19 protein-coding genes and 1 tRNA gene are annotated in these 21,951 nt (G+C 65.6%); 12 read left to right on the forward strand and 8 right to left on the reverse strand.

The features are described 5' to 3' along the window. On the reverse strand, nucleotides 1–1,779 hold a 1,779-nt coding region (locus QE494_RS17930), incomplete at its 3' end, for a chromosome segregation SMC family protein (RefSeq protein WP_300045750.1). A gap of 220 nt (nucleotides 1,780–1,999) precedes the next feature. Here QE494_RS17930 and dapC point away from each other — a divergent pair. The 9 genes from dapC (at nucleotide 2,000) to QE494_RS17975 (ending at nucleotide 12,215) form a co-directional block, all read left to right on the forward strand. Further along, nucleotides 2,000–3,196: a succinyldiaminopimelate transaminase gene (dapC, locus tag QE494_RS17935; RefSeq protein ID WP_300045751.1), complete on the forward strand. Its 1,197-nt coding sequence runs from the start codon at nucleotides 2,000–2,002 to the stop codon at nucleotides 3,194–3,196. A 148-nt stretch (nucleotides 3,197–3,344) separates the two neighbouring features. Further along, nucleotides 3,345–4,169 (forward strand): 2,3,4,5-tetrahydropyridine-2,6-dicarboxylate N-succinyltransferase, encoded by an 825-nt coding sequence (gene dapD, locus QE494_RS17940; RefSeq protein WP_300045754.1) that lies wholly within the window; start codon nucleotides 3,345–3,347, stop codon nucleotides 4,167–4,169. Nucleotides 4,170–4,205: 36 nt separating this feature from the next. Then, nucleotides 4,206–5,354: a succinyl-diaminopimelate desuccinylase gene (dapE, locus tag QE494_RS17945; RefSeq protein WP_300045756.1), complete on the forward strand. Its 1,149-nt coding sequence runs from the start codon at nucleotides 4,206–4,208 to the stop codon at nucleotides 5,352–5,354. A gap of 28 nt (nucleotides 5,355–5,382) precedes the next feature. Beyond that, nucleotides 5,383–6,255: a 50S ribosomal protein L3 N(5)-glutamine methyltransferase gene (gene prmB / locus QE494_RS17950; RefSeq protein ID WP_300045759.1), complete on the forward strand. Its 873-nt coding sequence runs from the start codon at nucleotides 5,383–5,385 to the stop codon at nucleotides 6,253–6,255. 37 nt (nucleotides 6,256–6,292) lie between these two features. Then, a complete protein-coding gene (locus tag QE494_RS17955) occupies nucleotides 6,293–6,544 on the forward strand; it encodes an antitoxin (protein WP_300045761.1) in 252 nt (83 codons plus the stop codon). After that, nucleotides 6,541–6,951, forward strand: a complete 411-nt coding sequence (locus QE494_RS17960; RefSeq protein ID WP_300045763.1) for a type II toxin-antitoxin system VapC family toxin — start codon at nucleotides 6,541–6,543, stop codon at nucleotides 6,949–6,951. Before QE494_RS17955 ends, QE494_RS17960 begins: the two co-directional genes overlap by 4 nt. Then, a complete protein-coding gene (locus QE494_RS17965; RefSeq protein ID WP_300045765.1) occupies nucleotides 6,948–9,026 on the forward strand; it encodes an ABC-F family ATP-binding cassette domain-containing protein in 2,079 nt (692 codons plus the stop codon). The genes QE494_RS17960 and QE494_RS17965 overlap by 4 nt, the downstream gene beginning before the upstream one ends. 182 nt (nucleotides 9,027–9,208) lie before the next feature. After that, the gene (locus tag QE494_RS17970; protein WP_300045767.1) at nucleotides 9,209–10,567 is read left to right on the forward strand and encodes an MBL fold metallo-hydrolase RNA specificity domain-containing protein; all 1,359 of its coding nucleotides are present in this window, start codon (nucleotides 9,209–9,211) and stop codon (nucleotides 10,565–10,567) included. Between the two features lie 130 nt (nucleotides 10,568–10,697). Continuing rightward, nucleotides 10,698–12,215 carry a hypothetical protein gene (locus tag QE494_RS17975; RefSeq protein ID WP_300045769.1) on the forward strand — a complete coding sequence of 506 codons (1,518 nt, stop codon included), beginning with the start codon at nucleotides 10,698–10,700 and terminating at the stop codon, nucleotides 12,213–12,215. 130 nt (nucleotides 12,216–12,345) lie between these two features. Here QE494_RS17975 and QE494_RS17980 read toward each other — a convergent pair. The 7 genes from QE494_RS17980 to QE494_RS18010 form a co-directional block, all read right to left on the reverse strand. After that, a tRNA-Lys gene (locus QE494_RS17980) sits at nucleotides 12,346–12,421 on the reverse strand. A 153-nt stretch (nucleotides 12,422–12,574) separates the two neighbouring features. Then, a complete protein-coding gene (locus tag QE494_RS17985; protein ID WP_300045771.1) occupies nucleotides 12,575–13,345 on the reverse strand; it encodes a tRNA threonylcarbamoyladenosine dehydratase in 771 nt (256 codons plus the stop codon). Nucleotides 13,346–13,367: 22 nt separating this feature from the next. Next, nucleotides 13,368–14,312 carry a tol-pal system protein YbgF gene (gene ybgF, locus QE494_RS17990; protein ID WP_300045773.1) on the reverse strand — a complete coding sequence of 315 codons (945 nt, stop codon included), beginning with the start codon at nucleotides 14,310–14,312 and terminating at the stop codon, nucleotides 13,368–13,370. Next, entirely contained in the window at nucleotides 14,312–14,932 is a 621-nt protein-coding gene (locus QE494_RS17995; protein ID WP_300045775.1) for an OmpA family protein, read from the reverse strand. Before QE494_RS17995 ends, ybgF begins: the two co-directional genes overlap by 1 nt. A 117-nt stretch (nucleotides 14,933–15,049) precedes the next feature. Continuing rightward, nucleotides 15,050–16,333 carry a Tol-Pal system beta propeller repeat protein TolB gene (gene tolB / locus QE494_RS18000; protein ID WP_300045777.1) on the reverse strand — a complete coding sequence of 428 codons (1,284 nt, stop codon included), beginning with the start codon at nucleotides 16,331–16,333 and terminating at the stop codon, nucleotides 15,050–15,052. Further along, nucleotides 16,330–17,247, reverse strand: a complete 918-nt coding sequence (locus tag QE494_RS18005) for a galactosyltransferase-related protein (protein WP_300045779.1) — start codon at nucleotides 17,245–17,247, stop codon at nucleotides 16,330–16,332. Before QE494_RS18005 ends, tolB begins: the two co-directional genes overlap by 4 nt. Further along, on the reverse strand, nucleotides 17,202–18,014 hold the full coding sequence (locus QE494_RS18010) for a glycosyltransferase family 2 protein (RefSeq protein WP_300045781.1): 813 nt from the start codon (nucleotides 18,012–18,014) through the stop codon (nucleotides 17,202–17,204). Before QE494_RS18010 ends, QE494_RS18005 begins: the two co-directional genes overlap by 46 nt. A 67-nt stretch (nucleotides 18,015–18,081) precedes the next feature. Here QE494_RS18010 and galE point away from each other — a divergent pair, with 67 nt between their 5' ends. Genes galE through QE494_RS18025 form a run of 3 tightly spaced genes read left to right on the forward strand, consistent with a single transcriptional unit; the run spans nucleotide 18,082 to nucleotide 21,919 of the window. After that, nucleotides 18,082–19,077 (forward strand): UDP-glucose 4-epimerase GalE, encoded by a 996-nt coding sequence (gene galE / locus QE494_RS18015; protein ID WP_300045783.1) that lies wholly within the window; start codon nucleotides 18,082–18,084, stop codon nucleotides 19,075–19,077. Continuing rightward, nucleotides 19,077–20,828: a lipid A export permease/ATP-binding protein MsbA gene (gene msbA, locus QE494_RS18020; RefSeq protein WP_300045785.1), complete on the forward strand. Its 1,752-nt coding sequence runs from the start codon at nucleotides 19,077–19,079 to the stop codon at nucleotides 20,826–20,828. The genes galE and msbA overlap by 1 nt, the downstream gene beginning before the upstream one ends. Then, a complete protein-coding gene (locus tag QE494_RS18025) occupies nucleotides 20,825–21,919 on the forward strand; it encodes a glycosyltransferase family 9 protein (protein WP_300045787.1) in 1,095 nt (364 codons plus the stop codon). Before msbA ends, QE494_RS18025 begins: the two co-directional genes overlap by 4 nt. The last annotated feature ends 32 nt before the right edge of the window (nucleotides 21,920–21,951 follow it).

Genomic DNA, 21,951 nt, shown 5'->3' on the forward strand with positions numbered 1-21,951 from the left:
CAGCAGTTCGGCCAGACGCGGCAGCCCGGCCTGCCCCTCGGGCAAGGCGGCGGCTGGCGGCGTGTGAAAGCTGAGTTTGGCGGGCGGCGCATCGCCGGCAAAGGCGCGCACCATGTCCAGCCGCGACACTTCCAGCGAGGCCAGGCGTTCACGCAGCGCCGCCTCCAGGGCGTTCTCCCAGCCTTGCTCGATGTGGATCTTGCTCCACAGGCCCTGAAGGTGGTCCAGGCCATGGCGCTGCAGCCAGGGGCGCAGCTTGCCGTCGGTCTGCACCTTCTCTTGCAAGGCCTTGAGGGCGTCCAGGCGGGCCGACAGGTCGGCCTGGCGCGAGGTCTGCTCGTTGAGGGACTGCTGTTTGCCGCGACGGCTTTCATCCAGCGCTGGCACCTGCTCTTGCAGCTCGTGCAAGCGAGCCTCGGCCGCCTGGGCGGCCTCTTGGGCAGCAGCAAGCTGCTGTTGGAGGAGGGTCAGGCGCTGCTCGTCGGGGGCGGCCAGGGCGCTGCGGTCTGCCACCAAGCGCTCGCGCCGCAGGGAGAGCTGGTTGGATTGCTCCTCGATGTTGCGCTGATCGGCGGCCAGCACCTGGATCTGCTGCTGCACCTGGGCCACACTGGCGCGCTGCTCGGTGGCACGGGCCTGGGCCTGACGCAGGGCCTCTTCGAGATCAGGTAACTGCTGCGCCTGGTCCTCCACCTGGGCCGCCAGCAGCATCGCCTGCTCCTCGGCGGCCAGGCCCTGCTCGGCCAGGGTCTCCACCTCGCCGGCGGCGTCATCCCGACGGGTAGCCCACTGCTCGGTCTGCTCCTTGAGCTGCTGCAAGCGCTGCTCGACGCGCTGCCGGCCCTCGACCACAAAACGGATCTCGGCCTCCAGGCGCCCCACCTCGGCACTGGCCTCGTAGAGCGCGCCCTGGGCCTGGTTGACCTGATCACCGGCAGCGTAGTGGGCCTGCCGAATGGTCTCGAGGTCGCTCTCGACCCGGCGCAGGTCGGCGATACGAGACTCGAGCTCGTTGACTGCCTTGTCGGCGTCCTGCTTGATGCGACCCTGGTCGACCTCAGCTTCGGCACGCCGCAGAAACCACAGCTGCTGCTGCTTGAGGGTGGCGTCACCCTGAAGCTGCTGGTATCGCGCGGCCACCTCGGCCTGCTTCTCGAGCTTGTCGAGGTTGGCGTTGAGCTCGCGCAGGATGTCTTCCACCCGGGTGAGGTTTTCGCGGGTGTCGGACAAGCGGTTCTCGGTCTCGCGGCGGCGCTCTTTGTACTTAGACACGCCCGCGGCCTCCTCCAGGAACAGACGAAGTTCCTCGGGCTTGGAGTCGATGATGCGCGAGATGGTGCCCTGACCAATGATGGCGTATGCCCGTGGGCCCAGGCCGGTGCCCAGAAACACGTCTTGCACATCGCGCCGGCGAACCGGCTGGTTGTTGATGTAGTAGCTGCTGGTGCCGTCGCGGGTCAGAACCCGCTTGACCGCGATTTCAACAAACTGCGCCCATTGGCCGCCGGCGCGGTGGTCAGCGTTGTCAAACACCAGTTCGACCGAGGACCGGGAGGCCGGCTTGCGGGTATTGGTGCCGTTGAAAATCACGTCTTGCATGGACTCGCCGCGCAACTCGGAGGCGCGCGACTCGCCCAGCACCCAGCGCACCGCGTCCATGATGTTGGACTTGCCGCAACCGTTGGGGCCGACCACGCCGACCAATTGGCCGGGCAGCATGAAATTGGTGGGATCGGCAAAAGACTTGAAGCCGGAAAGCTTGATCGATGTGAGTCGCACGGGAGGCCTGTGAAAACGGGCCGGAATGCCGGCCGCAGGAATGACTCGGAGTCTGGCGGAATGATACCGTGCGCACCCTCCCGAGCCGCCCACGCGTGGGTGCCGCCGGGCGGATGATCAGCACTTACGTACTACACCCGGATCGGCGCTCACAGGTGGGTGACGCAGGCCTTGAGAGAAGGGGCGCCGAGCCCCGACCCGTGCCGTCGATAATCCGGGGATGAATCCGCTTCTGCATAAGCTGCAGCCCTACCCCTTTGAGCGCCTGCGGCACCTGTTCGCCGGTGTCACACCCCCCCGCGACTTGCGGCCCATCAGCCTGGGGATCGGGGAGCCCAAGCACCCCACGCCTGCCTTCATCGAGAAGGCGCTGATGGAAAGCCTGGCGGGCCTGTCGGTGTACCCGGCCACCGCAGGCGAGCCCGCCCTCAAGCAGGCCTGCACCGGCTGGCTGGCGCGCCGTTATGGCTTGACGCTGGACCCGGCCACGCAAGTGCTTCCGGTCAACGGCTCGCGGGAGGCTTTGTTCGCCTTCGCCCAAACGGTGGTCGACCCCGCCCATGACGCGGTGGTGGCCTGCCCCAATCCGTTCTACCAAATCTACGAAGGCGCCGCCCTGCTCGCGGGTGCGACGCCTTTTTATGCGCCCAGTGATCCGGCGCGCAATTTCGCCATCGACTGGGACCAGGTGCCCGAGGACGTCTGGGCCCGCACACGCTTGCTGTTCGTCTGCTCGCCCGGCAACCCCACCGGCGCGGTCATGCCGCTGGAGGAATGGAAGCGTCTGTTCGATCTGTCGGACCGCTACGGCTTTGTCATCGCCTCCGACGAGTGCTACAGCGAGATCTACTTCCGGGACGAGCCCCCCTTGGGCGGCCTGCAGGCTGCAGCCCAGTTGGGACGAACCGACTTCCGCCGGCTGGTGGCCTTTACCAGCTTGTCCAAACGCAGCAACGTGCCCGGGCTGCGCTCAGGCTTCGTGGCCGGCGACGCGGCCATCCTCAAGCAGTTCCTGCTTTACCGCACCTACCACGGCGGCGCCATGAGCCCGGTGGTGCAAGCAGCCAGCGTGGCGGCCTGGAACGACGAGGCCCATGTGGTCGACAACCGCGCCATGTACCGCCAGAAGTTCGCCGAGGTAACCCCGGTACTGGCCGACGTGATGGACGTCGCTCTGCCCGACGCCAGCTTTTACCTTTGGGCGGGCGTGCAAGGCAGCGACGAGGACTTTGCCCGCGACTTGCTGGCTCAATACAATGTGACGGTTTTGCCTGGCAGCTACCTCGCGCGCGAGGTCGCCGGCCGTAACCCCGGCGCCGGGCGCGTGCGGATGGCTCTGGTGGCCGACACCGCCGAATGCCTAGAGGCTGCCCAGCGAATTGCGCGCTTCGTGCGCGAAAGGCGGTCGCCGCGTTGAGACAGCGCCAACGCCGGCATGACAACACCGGCCTGGCCCACTAGACACCCGCCCTTCCCGCTCCGCCACCGCTTTGCCGACTTGAGTTTCCCGACTTCAGTTTTCCGACTTCACTTCTCCAATTCAAACCTTTAACCGCCGAAGCACCATGAGCCAGCAACTCCAGCAAATCATCGACACCGCGTGGGACAACCGCGCCAACATTTCCCCCAAGTCCGCACCGAAGGAAGTCGCCGACGCGGTGGAGCATGTGCTGGCCTCCCTGGACAAAGGCCAGCTGCGCGTGGCCACCCGCGAGGGCGTGGGCCAGTGGACGGTGCACCAGTGGATCAAGAAGGCGGTGCTGCTGTCCTTCCGCCTGAAAGACAACGCCCTCATCGAAGCGGGCGACCTCGGCTTTTACGACAAGGTGCCCACCAAGTTCGCCGGCATGAGCGCCGATGAAATGGCCGCGACCGGCGTGCGGGTGGTGCCACCGGCTGTGGCGCGTCGCGGCAGCTTCATTGCCAAGGGCGCCATCCTGATGCCCTCGTACGTGAACATCGGCGCCTATGTCGATGAAGGCACCATGGTCGACACCTGGGCCACCGTCGGCTCCTGCGCCCAGGTCGGCAAAAACGTGCACCTGTCCGGCGGCGTGGGCCTCGGCGGCGTGCTCGAGCCCCTGCAAGCCAACCCGACCATCATTGAAGACAACTGCTTCATCGGCGCCCGCTCCGAAGTCGTCGAGGGCGTGATCGTCGAGGAAAACTCGGTCATCTCCATGGGCGTCTACATCGGCCAAAGCACCCCCATCTACGACCGCGCCACAGGCGAAGTCACCTACGGCCGCATCCCGGCCGGCTCGGTGGTGATCTCCGGCAGCCTGCCCAAGGACGGCGGCAAGTACAGCCTGTACGCAGCCATCATCGTCAAGCGCGTCGATGCCCAGACCCGGGCCAAGACCAGCCTGAACGATCTGCTGCGCGACTGAGACTGGCACCACTGGGCCAACACAGATTCGTACCGCATGACGCCCACCGTCTACCTCACTGAGCAGCTGATCGCCCGCCGATCGGTCACGCCCGACGACGCCGGTTGCCAGCAAGTGCTGCAGGTCCGACTGGCGCCACTGGGCTTCGCCTGCGAGACGATGGCCTATGGCCCGGCGGATTTCAGCGTGACCAATCTGTGGGCCAAGCGCGCGGGCAGCGGCCCACGCACCCTGGTCTTTGCCGGCCACACCGACGTGGTGCCCACCGGCCCGTTGGCGCAATGGGCCAGCAACCCCTTCACCCCCGAGCACCGGGACGGCAAGCTGTACGGACGCGGCGCCGCCGACATGAAGACCTCCATCGCCGCCTTCACGGTGGCCGCCGAGGAGTTCCTGGCGGCGCACCCGAGCCCGAAAATCTCGATTGCACTCCTCATCACCAGCGACGAGGAAGGCCCCAGCGTCGACGGCACGGTGAAGGTCTGCGAGGCACTCCAGGCCCGCGGCGAGCGGCTCGACTGGTGCATCGTCGGCGAGCCCACCTCGGTGGACCGCTTGGGCGACATGATCAAGAACGGCCGCCGAGGAAGCTTGTCGGGCAAGCTGAAGGTCAAAGGCATTCAGGGCCACATCGCCTACCCGCAGCTGGCGCGCAACCCGATTCACGACGCCATGCCGGCGCTGGCCGAACTGGCCGGCATCGAATGGGACCGCGGTAACGCGTTCTTCCCGCCCACCAGCTTCCAGGTGTCCAACATCCATGGTGGCACCGGCGCATCAAACATCATTCCGGGCGAGGTCGTCATCGACTTCAACTTCCGCTTTTCCACCGAGTGCACAGACGCCAGCCTGCGCCAGCGGGTCGAAGCGATCCTGGCGCAGCACGGGCTCGACTACGAGCTGACCTGGGCCCTGAGCGGCCAGCCCTTCATCACGCCGCCGGGCGAGTTGGTCGCTGCCATTCAGGGCGCCATCGAGGCAGAGACCGGTGTCAAGACCGAGCTGTCCACCACCGGCGGCACCAGCGACGGCCGCTTCATCTCGCGCATTTGCCCGCAGGTGATCGAGTTCGGCCCGGTCAACGCCACCATCCACAAGATCGACGAGCATGTGACGGTGGCCGATATCGAGCCGCTGAAAAACATCTACCGGCGTACGCTCGAAGGGCTCGAGGCCCTGGCCTGAAGCCTGTCCGCGTCGCACGGTACCGTCCATGAACATCCTGCAATTGATAGAGGCCGCTGCGCGCCGGCTCGAAGCCGCGGGCGTCGCCTTCGGCCACGGCACCGCCAATGCCTTTGACGAAGCGGCGTGGCTGGTGCTGTGGCGGCTGGGGCTGCCGCTGGACGATCTCGATGGCGTGGCGACGCGTGAGGTCACCGCGCCAGACCAGGCCGCGGTCAAAGCCTTGCTGGGCGAACGCATCGCCACCCGCAAGCCGGCTGCTTACCTCACGCAGGAAGCGTGGCTGCAGGGCGTGCCGTTCTATGTGGATGAACGCGCCATCGTCCCGCGCAGTTTCATCGCCGAACTGATCGCCGACGCGTCCATCGACCCCTGGCTGGGGGAAGAAACGCGCCAGGTCCTGGACCTGTGCACCGGCAACGGGAGCTTGGCCATCTTGGCGGCCATGGCCTGGCCCGAGGTGCGGGTGGATGGCGCCGACATCAGCGCAGACGCCCTGGCGGTGGCCCGGATCAATGTGGACAAGCACGGGCTGGCCTCGCGGGTTCGGCTGATGGAGTCCGATGGCCTGAGCGCAGTCCCTGGCCGCTACGACCTGATTCTGTGTAACCCGCCCTATGTCAACGCGGGCAGCATGGCGGCCTTGCCGGCCGAATACCGGGCCGAGCCCGCGCTGGCCCTGGCCGGCGGTGCCGACGGCATGGATTTCATCCGCCACCTGCTGCGGGAGTTGCCGGCCCACATGAACGACGATGCGGTCTTGGTGCTGGAGATCGGCAACGAGCGCGCATTCTTCGAAGCCGCCTTCCCGCAGCTGGAGGTGGTCTGGCTGGACACCTCGGCTGGCGAAGACCATGTGCTGCTCCTGACCCGAGAAGCACTGGCCGAGACCTTCACCTAGAATGGTAGCTACCAACGGTAGTTATCAAGGACGCCTCATGCAGACCGCCCGCCTCTTCGCCTCTGGCCGCAGCCAGGCCGTACGCCTGCCAAAGGAATTCCGCTTTGAAGGTGCCGAGGTGGCGATCAAGCGCTTTGGTAACGGCGTCCTGCTGCTGCCGGTCGACGACCCCTGGTCCCTGATGGAGCAGGCCCTCACCGAGTTCGAGCCCGGTCTGGACCTTCGGCGCGAACAACCCCCGGAGCAGGTGCGCGAGGACTGGGCCGCGCCAGCGGGAGATGGTGGGTGAAGTACCTGCTCGATACCGACATCTGCATCTACCTCATCAAGGTCAATCCTCCCCAGGTGCTGCAACGATTTCGGCAGCACGCGGTCGGGGACATCGGCGTGTCGGCGCTGACCGCCTCCGAGCTTGCCTTTGGCGTGGCCAAAAGTGGCTCTGAACGGAACCGCGCAGCCTTGCAAAAGTTCCTCGCGCCCCTGGAAATCGTGGCTTATGACGAAGCCTGCGCCTGGCACTACGCCAGCCTGCGCGCCCACCTGGCCAGACAGGGCACACCGATCGGCGCCATCGACCAGCTCATTGCCGCGCAAGCCCTTGCGCTGGACGTTCCCCTGGTGACCAGCAACGTGCGCGAATTCGCACGGGTCCCGGGCCTTCGAGTAGAAAACTGGGCAGAAAACGCGCCTGCATGATCACCCTTCGCGACGTCATCCTTCGCCGCGGCACCAAGGTGCTGCTGGACAAGGTCTCCCTCACCCTCAACCCCGGCGAAAAGGCAGGCCTGGTCGGCCGCAATGGCGCCGGCAAGTCCACCCTGTTCGCCCTCTTCGACGGCAGCCTGCACGAGGACGGCGGCGAGTTCAGCCGCCCAGCGCATTGGCAAATGGCCCAGGTGGCCCAGAACATGCCCGAGACCGACGAGCCGGCTACCGACTTCGTGCTGGCGGGTGACACCCGCCTCATGGCGGTGCAAGCGCGCTTAGATGAGGCAGAGGCCCGCCTGCACGAGTTCCCCGACGATGCCGATGCCGGCATGGCCGTGGGCCAGGCCCATGCCGACCTGCATGACGCCGGAGTCCATGACGCGGTGCCCCGCGCGCAGGCGCTTATCCTGGGCCTGGGCTTCACCACCGAGCAACTCCACCGGCCCGTCAACAGCTTCTCTGGCGGCTGGCGCATGCGCCTGCAACTGGCGCGTGCCCTGATGTGCCCGTCGGACCTGCTGCTGCTGGACGAGCCGACCAACCACCTGGACCTCGACGCCCTGGTTTGGCTCGAAGCCTGGCTGCAACGCTATGCCGGCACGCTGATCGTCATCAGCCACGACCGCGAATTTCTGGACGCGGTGACCACCGTCACCGTGCACATCGACGCCCAGCGCCTCACCCGCTACGGCGGCAACTACAGCGCGTTCGAGCTTCTGCGGGCCCAACAGCTCGAACTGCAGCAGTCGGCCTTTGCCAAGCAGCAGGACAAGATTGCCCACCTGCAAAAGTTCATCGACCGCTTCAAGGCCAAGGCGAGCAAGGCCAAGCAGGCCCAGAGCCGGGTCAAGGCGCTGGAGCGCCTGGAAAAAGTGGCACCGGTGCTGGCCGACGCCGACTTCAACTTCGAGTTCAAGGAGCCGGACAACCTGCCCAACCCGATGCTGGCCATCTCGGACGCCGCCTTCGGCTACCGGGCCGAAGACGGCACGGCCACCACCATCGTTCAAAAGGTAGACCGCTCGGTGCTGGCCGGCCAGCGCATTGGCATTTTGGGTGCCAACGGCCAGGGCAAATCGACCCTGGTCAAAACGATTGCCCACACCCTGCCCCTGCTGGCGGGCACGCTGACCGAGGGCAAGGGCCTGAACATCGGCTACTTTGCGCAGCAAGAGCTGGACGTTCTCAGCCCGCCCGACCACCCCCTGATGCACATGATTCGCCTGGCGCGCGACGTGGGCCCGCAGGCGCGCGAGCAGGAGCTGCGCAACTTTCTGGGCAGCTTCAACTTCAGCGGCGACATGGTGAGCCAGCCGGTGGGCACCATGAGCGGCGGCGAGAAGGCCCGTCTGGTGCTGGCCATGATCGTCTGGCAACGCCCCAACCTGCTGCTGCTGGACGAACCGACCAACCACCTGGACTTGGCCACCCGCGAAGCGTTGTCGATCGCGCTCAATGAGTTCGAGGGCACGGTCATGCTGGTGAGCCACGACCGGGCCCTGCTGCGCGCGGTCTGCGACGAGTTCTGGCTGGTCGGCCGCGGCGGCATCAAACCCTTCGACGGCGACCTGGACGATTACCAGAAGTACCTGCTGGAAGAATCGCGCCGCCTGCGCGAGGTGGCGCGGCAGCAGGCCGCCACGGCCACAGCCAAAACGACCACTCCAGCGGCCACTACAGCGGCAATCCCAGCGGAGTCCAGCCTCGCATCGCCACCGGCCACCGCCGAGCCTGCGCCGGCGCACCAGGTGACCTCCGCGGCCCAGGCGCCCCCCGCACCGCAAGCCTCCCCCGGCGGGTCTCGCCAACAAAGCGCACAAGCCCGCCAGGCCTTGGCTGCCACCTTGCGCCCGCTCAAGAAGGCGCAGGGTGAAGCCGAGCGCCGCATGACCGAATTGGAGACGGAAAAGGCCGGGCTGGAAGCCCAGCTTTCGCGCGGTCTCTCACCGGCAGAAATCGCCGAGGCCGGAAGGCGCCTGAAAGGGGTCGGCGAGGAGTTGGCCCAGTTGGAAGAACGCTGGCTGGAACTCTCCGGCGAGATCGAGGCCGCGCAGGCTGCTTGAAGTCGCTCGGGGAGCCAGAGGCGGGTGCTGTTATGCAGCGCATCACATGGCAACCAGTCCCCGGAAGCGGCGTAGCTAAGGCCTGAATTTGCCCGACCCCGCCTGAGGCACCCGGGCAGCCAGGGTTGATCCGTTTGTTCCAAGTCAAGTCAGGACCGATGCGCCGTGGCTAGATTGGGGCCATGCAGCTCCAATTTCTCGGTGCGACCGACACGGTCACTGGCTCCAAGTACCTGGTGACCCACGGCGGCCGGCGCCTGTTGGTCGATTGCGGCCTGTTCCAGGGCTACAAGCCGCTACGGCTGCGCAACTGGTCGCCCTTGCCAGTGCCAGCGTCCGACATCGACGCCGTCGTCCTCACCCACGCCCACCTGGACCACAGCGGCTACCTGCCGTTGCTGGCACGACAGGGCTTCAAGGGCCCGGTCTACTGCACGACGGCCACGGCGCAGTTGTGCGCCATCTTGCTGCCCGACTCTGGTCACCTGCAGGAGGAAGAGGCCGAGTTCGCCAACCGCCACGGCACGAGCAAGCACCAACCCGCCATGCCCCTGTACAGCCGTGAGGATGCGTTGCGCTGCCTGAGCCAATTGAAGCCGGTACCTAGCGAGAAGGACTTCGCGCCCCTGCCGGGCCTGAAGGCCCGCCTGTCCCACTCCGGTCACATGCCGGGCTCGAGCTTTGTACGGCTCGATGACGGAAAGCGGTCCCTGCTGTTCTCTGGCGACCTGGGGCGGCCCAACGACCTCGTCCTCAAACCGCCGGTCACCCCGGAGTCCGCCGACTATTTGGTGATCGAGTCAACCTACGGCGACCGCGAACATGTGGATGGCGATGTGCTGCGGGCCCTGGCCGACACCATCAACCGCACCACGGCCCGCACCGGCGTGGTGGTGATTCCGGCGTTCGCGGTTGGCAGGGCCCAGGCGCTGCTCTACGCCATTCACCTGCTCAAGGTGCGCGGGGCCATTCACCACCTGCCGGTCTATCTGAACAGCCCCATGGCCGCCGCTGCCACCGAGGTATTTTTGCGCCATCCGGAGCAGCTGCGCCTGACCTCTGACGAATGCGAGGCCGTGGTCAATGGCACCACCTTCGTCGAAACGCCCGACGACTCCCGCGCGCTCAACGCCCGCAAGGGCCCGATGATCATCGTGGCCGCCAGCGGCATGGCCACGGGTGGCCGGGTACTGCATCACCTGCAGGCCTTTGCGCCAGACAAGCGAAACACCATCGTGCTGGTGGGCTACCAAGCCGGCGGCACACGTGGCGCCGCCCTGGCGGCCGGCGCCACCAGCGTGCGCATCTTCGGCAAAGAGGTCCCGCTGCGGGCCGAGGTGGTGCAACTCGACTACTTCTCGGCGCACGCCGATGCGAGCGAGATCCTGGCCTGGCTCTCGGGCCTGGCCCAAGCACCGAGGCGCACCTTCATCACCCACGGTGAACCCGTTGCCGCCGACACGCTGCGCCAGCGGATCGAACGGGAGAAGGGATGGGCGTGCCACCTGCCCTACTACACAGAGACGGTGATGCTGGACTGAGGTACTGGCTCGCCCGGACAAATTTCACACAGTTGGCCTCGAAGAGGCCAACAAGACGCGGCGAATCAGCCCTCGGTCAGAACGGCCTGCGGGTGGGGCGAATACTCGCGCCCCACTCCAGGAGCCGCCCATGAATCCCGCATGCCAACGCAAGCCCCCGCCTTTTCTCTCCCTCGGACCCAGCTGCGCGGTACCGCATCCGGCAAGTTCGGGCAGGTCCTTGGTGCGCTCCGTCTCTGACCGAAAGGCCTTTGGCGCTGGCGACCAGCCGGACAGCGCCGCCCTCCCAACCTGGGGCTATGACTTCGACCCCGAGGTCGCCAGCCGCGCAATGGCGACCAAGGCCCGCCTCGGGAGTCAAAGCAGTGCCGCATCAGCGCCAGAACACTCGTCCAGTGCCGCGGCGCAGGGCTTTCACCCGGCCACCATGGCGGAAGACTTCTCCGGCCCATCGGCGCCTCTTCACGCCCGCACCGCCCAGTTGCCGCCTGCCTGCTGGGCAGATCTGGAACGGTTGATTGAAAGATTCCAGCACTTCAGCCGCAACCTCGCTCAGTCCGATGGCCAGCCACGTGCGGGAAGTTCCGGGGCGCTGGCTGCCTATGCCGGGCTGGGATGCGAGGTGCTGAGTGCCCGCCTTCAAGGCCCAGACCGTGAGCAGTTGGGACGACTGGCCGTCGACACTATCGTCGGGCACTTGGCCGTGATGGGCCACCGTCTCGGGGGCGCCGTCATGCCCGCCGCCATCTACTTCCGATTTCGCAAGGCCTGGCTCCAGGGCTTGCAGGCGATAGAGACCCTGCGATTAGCCCCCGAGGTCTCGAAGCGCATCAACCTCATGCCATTGGTTCACAGCCTCGGTGGCCAGGAGGCACCGATGGAGTTGTTGTTCAACCTCATGGACCTCAGCGCTGCCCAGCCCTCCCTCAGTGACGGCCTGCGACGGAGCGTTGTCAGCAGCTTGCTGGCAGCGCGCTATGCAGGAGGCGCCAGCGCGAGTGCCGACCAGGCCGTGCTGGAATGGCTGCTCTGCGACCTGGCCAGCCGCGCCTGCCCGAGCCTGCTGTTCACGGCCCTGCCCCACGAGCGCAGCTTCCAGGTACTCCAGGGAAGTCTGGACGCCTTCCTGCGCGTGGGTGCATCCCCTTTGGGCAGGCTGGGCCGCGTGGTGAGTCACCTGAAGGGAAAAAATCCCGACCAGTTTCAGGGTGCCATCGCACGCTGCCTCGCCGCCGCGATTGATAGCTGCGGCCATGCGCTGCCTCCTACCACTGCAGCGGCCGCACGGATGCACGCAGTTGCCTCGGCACTCCTGCAAGCCTGGGCAGAGCAACCGGAGCCTGCCCCCTATCTCATGATGGCTCAATTGATCACCTGTCTTGGCAATCGCGAAGCAATCAGCTGGCTGGGGGGAGCGGGTGGAGCGGATGTCCACTGGGATCAGGTCCACGCGGCAAGCCTGATCATGAATTGCATCGACGACCTGGAGACGAGTGAGCACCGGCAGGCAGCGCGCAGGGCGCTTGACCATCACTTGCGCAGTGCCGGGGGGATGCAAGTCCGCGACCAGCCGATGGCTGAAGGTGTGAGTGCGTCACCCCGTGTCGATGGCACGCCGTCGGCCAAGCGCAAAGGCCTTGGGGAATAAAGAGGGGAAATGAAAAAGGGAAATGACGTTTAGGTCATTTCCCTTTGCCGATCCGATGATTTTGCGGAACAGCCCCCTGAATTGCGGAAGGTTTGCTGCCCCTTCATGAGCAGCAAACCCGCATGAATATTGGTAGGACGTGCGGGATTCGAACCTGCGACCAACGGATTAAAAGTCCGCTGCTCTACCAACTGAGCTAACGTCCCCCAGAGGCAAGACAACTGACGCTGTCTTGCCTGTCCGGTCGGCCAATCAGCGACACCTTTCGAAGGGCACCACTCATCAGCGCAACCTCGGAGTATAGCGGAATTGATGGCCGTTTCTCCCCTTACCCGGGGCGCCACCATCACACCAGGCGCTCAGCGCGCCGTGTTCGCCAGGCGATCGAGCACCCATCCGGCCGCGCACTGACCGAAGGTGGCGGTCACGGTGACGACCGAGCCATAGCCGTGGCAATTAAGGCTGCCGTCGCCCTCCACCGCGCAAGACGGATCGGGCGGGGCCACCGCCTCGCGGCTGAAGACACAGGCGATGCCTATGGCCTTGCCCTCACGGGGAGCGCCGTGGGCCTTGCGCAAGCGATAGCGCAGCTGCGCCAACAGCGGGTCATGGGTGCTGCGCGACAAGTCGTCGATCTCCACCGCATGAGCCAGGCGCTTGCCCCCGGCGGCGCCCACGGTGACGAGCATGTTTTGGGTATGCAATGCCCAGGCGGCCATGGCCTCCTTGGCACGCATCGCGTCACAGGCGTCGATGACAACCTGCACGCCTGCAGGAAGAAGTTGGGGCCAGTTCTCCGGCTCGACAAATTCCTCGACGCCATGAACGACGCAGTGAGGATGGATCATTGCAATGCGATCACGCATAGCCTGCACCTTGGCCTGTCCCACGGTATCGGTGAGGGCGTGGATCTGGCGGTTGATGTTGGACTCGGCCACATGGTCGAGGTCAATGAGGGTGATCTCTCCAACCCCGCTTCGGGCCAGCGCCTCAGCCGCCCAGGAGCCGACCCCTCCGACGCCGACCACCGCCACATGAGCGGCGCGGATCGCGGCAGCGCCTCTGACGCCATACAGGCGATCCAGCCCGCCGAAGCGGCGCTGCAGGTCGGCCTGCTCGTCGGTGTTCACCGGCAGATGAGGACCCTGAAGGTCAGTTCAGGCGGGACAGTCGCTCACGCGCGGTGGGCGCTGCCTCGGACTGCGGGTAGTCGGCAAGCAGGCGTCTGAGCGTCTCGCGTGCCGCAGGCACGTCTTTGAGTTCGACCTGGCAAGCGGCGATTAAGAGCGTTGCCTCAGGAGCACGCGAATGCTCGGGTGCTGCCTGTATCAGCCCCCGGAAGGCGGTCAGCGCACCGTTGCAGTCGCGGGCGGTGTACAAGGCGTTGCCTTGCCAGAACAAAGCGCTGCCACGGTAGCCAGATTGTGGGTAGCGGCTTAGTAAATCTGCAAATCCCTTGCCGGCCCCCGCGATGTCGCCTCGACGCATAACGGCCATGGCGGCGTCGAAGGCGCGTTGCTCTGAAGGCTCAACCATGAACTCACGGCCATCCACCGTGACCTTGACGGGCTCGAAGCGGCGCAGGCGTTCATCCACGCCCTGGGCAATGTCCTTCTGCCGGCGCTGGAATTCGGAAATTTCACCCGCCACCCGAGACACCTCGCGCGCCAGCTGTTCATCTGTGCCGCGCAGCTTTGCAAGCTCGGCCCGCAAGCCTTCGATTTGCTGGAGGAGGTCGAGCAGGCTACGACTCAACCGGCTGCCCTCTTCGGCCAAGCGCTGGCCGGCAGCATTGACTTGTTGGTCAAGACTGCCGCGTAAGTTGACCAGCTGCTGCCGCTGGGATTCGATCAGCTGGCGCTGCGCCTCCATCTGTTGGCGCTGCTCCGCCATTTGCTGGCGCTGCGCCTCCATCTGTTGGCGCTGCTCCGTCAATTGCTGTTGCTGCGCCGCGACCCGCTCACGCAGGTCAAGGATGGCCTTCCGTGCCTCGTCGTCGGCAAAAATCGCATGCGCTGGCGCAGACAGCGCAAAGGCCATCACTGCGCCGAGGGCGGCACGCTGGACCCCCTTGGAGAGAATGGCCCAGGCTGCCATCAGCGGTAGACGATTTCAGCGCGGCGGTTTTCTACGAAGGCGGCCTCCGTAGCGGCGGTGTTGGCAGGCTTTTCTTTACCAAAGCTCACCGCCTCCATCTGGCTGTCGCTCGCGCCAGCAAGGCCGAGGGCCTTGCGCACCGCCTCGGCCCGCTTCTGGCCCAAGGCCAGGTTGTACTCTCGGCCACCGCGATCGTCGGTATGGCCTTCGATCGCAATACGCCGACCCGGGTTGGCCTTCAAGAAGCGGCCATGGGCTTCGATCAAGGTCAGGAAATCTGGCTTGATCACAAAGCTGTCGTAGTCGAACTGGATCAGTCGAGCCACTGAAACTGGGCCGGCAGCAGTGCTTGCAGAGGCGACGGGCGCCGCAGGCATGACCTGCGACTGGCTGGCATTGGGATTTGCATTGGCATTACCACTGGGATTTGCACCGGTGCCGGCACCAGCACCTGCGCCCGCACGGGGCGTTATGGGTGGCTGGGTGAGGGGTGTCAAAGGAGCTTGCGCACTGCGCTCGACCACAGGCGCAGCCGGGGGATCGAGCTTGACACCTGACGCGCAGCCTGCCATTGCCGCTATGGCAACGAGAGCCACCAGCCAATTCGTTCCTCGGTTCATTCAATCACTCCTTTTGTTATCTGTGCGTATGAGCCACCCCGCGGGGCCCACCCGAATGTTGCCTGTTTTAATCATAACTCTCGCCCATTGCGCGGCTGATCTGCATGGTGGCTCGGCTTAACGCGCGAACGGACCCCAGTCGGGCTCCCGCAGATCCCCACCCTGACCCGCCAGACGGGCCTTGATACGGCCGTCCAAGGTGGTTGTCATGAGCGCTTCCTGGTCACCCTGGCGAGTGGCGTAAACGATAAGTTTACCATTGGGCGCGAAGCTCGGGCTCTCATCGGCGGTGGTTTCGGTGATGGCCGTGGCGTTGCCGGAGGCCAAGTCCATCACCTGCAGCTTGAAGCCGCTCCCCACCCGGGATGTATAGGCCAGCGTCTTGCCATCGGGGCTGAGCGCCGGCGAGATGTTGTAGCTGCCGTTGAAAGTGACGCGTTCGGGCGTTCCACCGCTGGCGCTCACCCGGTAGACCTGGGGGGCGCCACCACGGTCACTCACGAAATAAATGCTGCGGCCGTCGGGAGAAAACACGGGCTCGGTATCGATGCCGGATGACTCGATCAGACGGCGCGGCTCACCGCCTTCGACGCTGATGAGGTACAACTGTGAACCGCCCTCCCGGGACAAAGTGACGGCCAAGCTGCGGCCGTCGGGAGCCCAGGCCGGAGCGCTGTTGGAACCGCGAAAGTTGGCCAGCAGACGCCGGCGGCCGCTGGCCACCTCGTGCACATAAACGACCGGTTTGCGGGACTCGAAGGAGACATAGGCCAACTGGTTCCCGTTGGCCGCCCAGGCCGGAGAGATGATGGGCTCAGGGCTGGCCAAGGCCGACTGCGCGTTTTCGCCGTCCGCGTCGGCCACCCAAAGGTTGAAGCGGTTGGTACCGCGGGTCACGTAGGCAATGCGGGTAGAGAACACGCCACGTTCGCCCGTGAGCTTTTCGTAGACGTAGTCGGCAATGCGGTGGGCCGCCAAACGCAGGTCACCTGCGGTCACCGCATAGCTTTGTCCGCTCAGGTCATCACCCTTGACCACATCCCAGAGGCGAAAACGGATGTCCCAGCGGCCGTCGGCCAGGCGTGTCACGCTGCCCGCAGTGAGGGCGTCGGCACCGCGCTGGCGCAGAGCTGCAAGGTCGGGCCGGGAAGACTCGTCGACCAGCAGACCAGGCACATCAATCCCACGCAGTTGGCCGCTGCGCTCCAGGTCGGCGCGGATGATGGCTGAAATTTTCTGTGGGGCACCCTCCTCGCCGCGAAAGGGCGCGACAACGATCGGCAACTGGGTGAGGCCGACGCCGCTGACCTCGACGCGGAACTGGGCCAGTGCGGGGGCTGAGAGGCCGGCACCAATAAGCGCCAAGGTCTGGCGGCGCCTTTTGAATAGCAATGTGTTCATTCGCATCTATCTCCTTCGGACTGCAGCAAAGTCACCCGAGCCTCGGCAAGCAGGTCAGGCCGGTTCAAGCCTACCGCAGCCAAGCGGGTCCCTTCGCTTCTGCGATTTTCTACCCGCAAGCGGTTGACTGACTCTCGATCGCGGGCTTGCTCCCTGTGCCAAAGATGAAAAACTTCGGACGCCAAGTAGCCATTCCTGCGCACCAAGCCCTGATTGTGCAGCCTCAAGACGAGGTCGGCATCCTCATGCCCCCATCCGGCAAAAGTCTCATCGAAACCGTTGACTGTAGCCAAGTCGGACCACCACAACCCGAAGTTGCAACTGCGGATCCCCTTCCAGGAAAAGCGCGCTTGCACGCGTCCGGGCAGGCCGGGCCAATGAAGCAAATGGCCCAACTTGTTGACCTGTCCCGACAGGCGCAGGCGCAGCCAGTCCCCGGCCGAAAGCGCCAGGGGATCGACCTCACCGGCCAACACCTGATCGGTGAACGCTGGGCTCAGCAACACACGGCTGCCATTGACGAACGCCCCGGGGCGGGCCAGTGCGCGATGGGCTCGCACGAAGCCGGGGCCTGGTATGCAGTCCCCATCGAGAAAAACGATGTAGTCGGCGCCGGCCTCATGCGCCACCCGGGCGCCCAGGTTCCGGGCTTTTGAGGCGGTGAAACCTGTATCGGGATGCCAAGCATGCCAAACCGGGCCCCTCGAGACTGGCAAGCCCGCCCTCAGCGCCTGCACGTGCTCCTCTCGGGAGCCGTCGTCGGCGACCACCAGCAAATCTTCGGCCGACAGTTGCGGGGCCAGGCTACGCAGCAGAGCCACAAGGGCATCGCTGCGGTTGTAGGTCAGGACAACAAAGCCAATGCGCATCAGCGAGGCAGATCCCTGGACATCGGCGGCTGCTGCATGAGCCACAGCTTGAGGTAGCGGTAGTAGGTGCCCTCAGCGTTGGAGACAGCCAGCATGAAGCCGCGCCGACCATCAAGAAAGCCGGCCTGGAGAAAATAAGTTCGGATGAAGGCCCAGCCGCCGCTGACCACCGCGCGAGAAAAACTCACCCGCTTCCCGCGCGCGGCCATGTCACGAGCTCCCGCGCTGGAATAGCGATTGAGCTTGTCCAGGACCGACTCCAGGTCGGGGAAGCTGAAGTGAATGAGAGGCGAACTGAGATCAGCCACGCTCCCCTGGACACGGACGGTGGCGTGGATTTCGGTCTCGCTATAGCGGGCCTGGCCCCGGCGCCCGAGGCGGATATTGAAGTCTGGCCACCAGCCACCGTGACGCATGAACTGTCCGCAGTAGGCCGACAGCCGGGGCACTCGAAATCCGGCAACATCCTCGCGCTCAATGGCGCGGCGGATTTCTGTCGCCAGTGCGGGGGGGATGCGCTCGTCGGCATCCAGAGAGAAGAACCAGTCGCCCGTGGCGCGGTCAATGGCGCGGTTCTTTTGCGGGCCGTCGCCTGCCCAGTCCATCTCGAACACGATCGCGCCTTCTGCGCGGGCCAAGTCGACGGTGGCGTCGGTGCTGCCGCAATCCACCACAACCACCTCATCGGCGAAGCGGGCCGAGCGAATGCAATCCGCAATGTGCTGGGCTTCGTTTTTTGTGATGATGGTGACGGACAAGCGCGGCATGGACAGACAGAACGGGCTGGGCTGCAGAACGAACGGTTTGAACATGCCGAGGCGGCATAATCAAGCGAACTGTCCGGGCTGTCTCCCGGCGGGCAATTATTGCATCCCCTCCATGGACTCCCGCACCCCTGTGATCGTGGCTGGCGGCGCCGGCTACATCGGCTCGCACATGGTGCGCATGCTGCGCGAGCAGGGCTATCGGCCGATCGTGGTGGACAACCTGTCGACCGGCCATGCGGACGCCGTACAGGGCGCCGAGTTGCACCAAGGCGATATCGGCGACGCCGCCTTCATGGCTGCCCTGCTGCGTGAAACCCGCCCCGCCTGCGTGATGCACTTCGCCGCTTCCAGTCTGGTCGGCGAGTCCATGCAGCATCCAGGCAAGTACTGGCGCAACAACCTGGTCCAGACCCTGTCCCTGCTCGACACGCTGGTCGCGGCACAAGTGCCTCGTTTCATCTTCTCCTCCACCGCTGCTGTCTACGGCAACCCGCAACAGGTTCCCATCCCTGAGGACCATCCCACCCAGCCGATCAACCCCTACGGCCATAGCAAGCTGGCGGTGGAACACCTGCTGCAAGACTATGAGGCGGCACATGGCTTGCGCCATATCGTTCTGCGTTACTTCAATGCCGCGGGCGCGCATCCGGAAGGTAGCCTCGGTGAGCGGCACGAACCCGAGACCCACCTGATCCCGCTGGTGCTGCAGGTGGCCTCAGGAAGGCGGGCGGAGATCGCCCGCTTCGGGTCCGGGCACCCGACCCCCGACGGGTCCTGCATCCGCGACTACATCCATGTGCAAGACCTGTGCGAAGCCCACCTGCTGGCGCTCCAGCGCCTAGAGGCCGGCGGCGCCAGCGGGACCTTCAATCTGGGCAATGGCCTGGGCCATTCAGTCAACGAGGTGATCGCCACCGCTCGCCAGGTCACCGGTCACCCGATCCCGGTGCGGGACGATCCCGCCCGCATGGGTGACCCGCCGGTGCTGGTGGCCGACTCAGCGCGCGCCAGGGCCGAGTTGGGCTGGTCCCCGCGGCTGCCCGACCTGAAAAGCATCGTGACGCATGCCTGGCAGTGGGAAAGACGGCAAGCAGGAGTATCCGGTTGATGGGGTTGAACCTGAAAACCGTGCGCTGGCTGCTGCCCTACTTCCGAGGGACACGCCGGTTCTGGGTGCTGGCCGCACTGGCCACCGTGGTCACCGCCGCGACCGAGCCTCTGGTCCCTGCCCTGCTCAAGCCGCTGCTGGACCAAGGGTTTGCAGGAGAAGGTATTGCGCTGTGGATGGTTCCAGCCGCCCTGCTGGGGCTGTTTGCGGTTCGCGGGACGGCGGGCTTCCTGGCCGACCTGGCCTTGGCGCGCATCACCCAGGACGGGCTGCTCGCCCTCAGGCGGGCGATGTTTGGCCGCATCCTGGACGCGCGCCTGGCCCTGTTCGGAAAGGAGAGCGCGACCTCCCTGTCGAACACAGTTGTCTTCGAGGTGCAGAACGGGGCGCAACTGCTGGTCAATTCCGTCATTGGCCTGCTCAAGGACGCCCTGGGGCTGCTGGCTTTGGTGGGCTACCTGGTCTACCTGAACTGGCAACTCACCTTGGTCGTGTTCATGGTGGTACCAGGCGTCGGCTGGATCATGCGCACTTTGTCCAAGCGCCTCTACCGCATCGCGCGCAGCACCCAGACCGCCACCAACGACCTGGCCTATGTGGTCGAGGAAAACGTGCTTGCAGCCCGGGTCGTGCGCCTGCATGGCGCCCAGGAGGGGCAAGCCGAGCGCTTTCGGGGGCTGAGCCTGGTCCTGCGCCGGCTTGCGCTCAAGGCCGCAGCGGCGTCGGCAGCGATCACGCCTCTGACGCACATGCTGGCGGCGCTGGCCTTGTCGATGGTCATCGCCATTGCGCTGTGGCAATCGCGCGCGGGCATCACCGTGGGCACGTTCGCCTCCTTCATTACCGCGGTGCTCATGCTGCTCGCCCCCATCAAACGCCTGTCTGAGGCCGCGACACCGATCGCCCGCGGGCTGGCCGCGGTCCAGCGTGGCATCGATCTGATCGAACTGACGCCGGCCGAGTCCGGCGGTGGACATGCCCCGCTTCAGTGCCAGGGCCGTGTCGACCTGCGCGGAGTCCGTGTGCGTTATCGAGAGGACCAGACCGTGGCACTGGATGGTCTGAATCTGTCGATCGCACCCGGCCAGGTGGTTGCACTGGTGGGGCCCTCTGGCTCAGGCAAGACGACGCTGGCGAACCTGCTGCCACGCTTCGTCGTCCCCGACGCCGGGAGCGTGGAGCTCGATGGCGTCGACGTGTCGCAGTGGGATCTCGCCACCCTGCGCCGCCAGTTCGCACTGGTGTCGCAGGATGTGGTGATGTTCAACGATACGCTGGCCCGCAACATTTCCATGTCAGAGGTGCCAGACCTGGTCCGTGTCAGGCACTGCCTCGACGCCGCGAACCTGGCTGATCTCGTCGATGGCCTGCCCCAGGGGCTCGACACCATCACCGGCCACAACGCCACCGAGCTTTCCGGCGGCCAGCGCCAACGCCTGGCCATCGCGCGCGCCCTGTACAAGGATGCGCCGATCCTGATCCTGGACGAAGCCACTTCGGCCCTGGATGCAGCCTCCGAGCGGCTGGTCCAGGAGGCCCTCAAGCGATTGATGACCGGCCGCACCACAGTGATCATCGCCCACCGCCTGTCCACCATCGAGCACGTGGACCATATCCTCGTGCTCGATCAGGGACGCGTCGTCGAGTCCGGGACGCACCCGCAACTGCTCGCCATGAACGGGCTGTACGCCAGCCTGCACGCGATACAAGCTGGCACTGCACGCCCCCCCGCCCTTGCGGTCGCTGGATGAACCGCGTCCTGATCATCGCAACCCGCCAGATCGGCGATGTCCTTCTCACCACGCCCCTGGTCCATGCAGCCAGAAAGCGCTGGCCGAAAGCCCGTATCGACGTCCTCGGTTTCGAGGGTCAATTGGCCATCCTGAAGGGCAACCCGGACATTGACCAATGCCTCGCTACCCCGGCCCGCCTCGGATGGGGCGGCGCCTGGCGCCTGTTGCGCCAGCTCTGGCGTCGCTACGACCTGGCCTTGGTGTCGCAGCCGGGTGACCGGGCGCACCTCCTGGGCTGGATCGCCGCCCCCTGCCGCAGCGGGCTCCTGCCCGAGTCCGGTGGCAGCAACTGGTGGAAGACCCGACTGCTCGATCACGCGGTGACGAGTGCAGGCGATCGGGGCGAAGTCCATGTGGTCACAGAAAAAGTCCGGCTCCTCGACCCCTGGCTGGTCAAGGGCGAGGCCTTCACGCAGGTGGTGCCGCCACCACCACGTCCCCTGCCCGCCGAATTGGCCGCCAGGCTGAGGCCCGCCCCCATCGTTGTCCATGTGCCCTCCATATGGCGATACAAGCAGTGGCCGGTCGAACATTTCTGCAAATTGGTCCAGGGACTGCTGTGCGAGGGCCATCAGGTCGTGCTGACTGGCTCGTCCAGTCCCCGCGACCAGCAATGCATCGGCGCCTTGCGAGCCAAGGTTGATTCGCCAGACTTGATCGATGCCAGCGGGCAGTTGGACTTTGGCCAATTGGTCACCCTGCTGTCGGATTGCGCCCTCTACATCGGACCCGATACCTCGATCACGCACCTGGCGGCCGCCTCAGGCGCGGCGGTGCTGACCGTGTTCGGGCCCACCAACCCGCAGCGCTGGGCACCCTGGCCAGAGGATGCAGGCAGGCCCATTCACATCGTCCGACATGCCGCCATGCAAACCCTGAACAACATCACCTTGCTTCAGGGCCCCCAAGAATGCGTCCCCTGCGGACGCGCAGGCTGCGAAGATCACCACCACAGTCCCAGCGCCTGCCTGGAGTCCATCACGCCCGACTTCGTCCTGGCACAGGCGATGGCTATCATGGCCAAGTCGAGCAGTAGACAAACCCGTTGATCGGGCGAGTCTCACCCGCAATCCAAAAGGAA

Origin of the sequence: Ramlibacter sp. (assembly GCF_029866045.1) — a bacterium.
In the GTDB taxonomy this organism is placed as follows: Bacteria; Pseudomonadota; Gammaproteobacteria; order Burkholderiales; family Burkholderiaceae_C; genus Ramlibacter.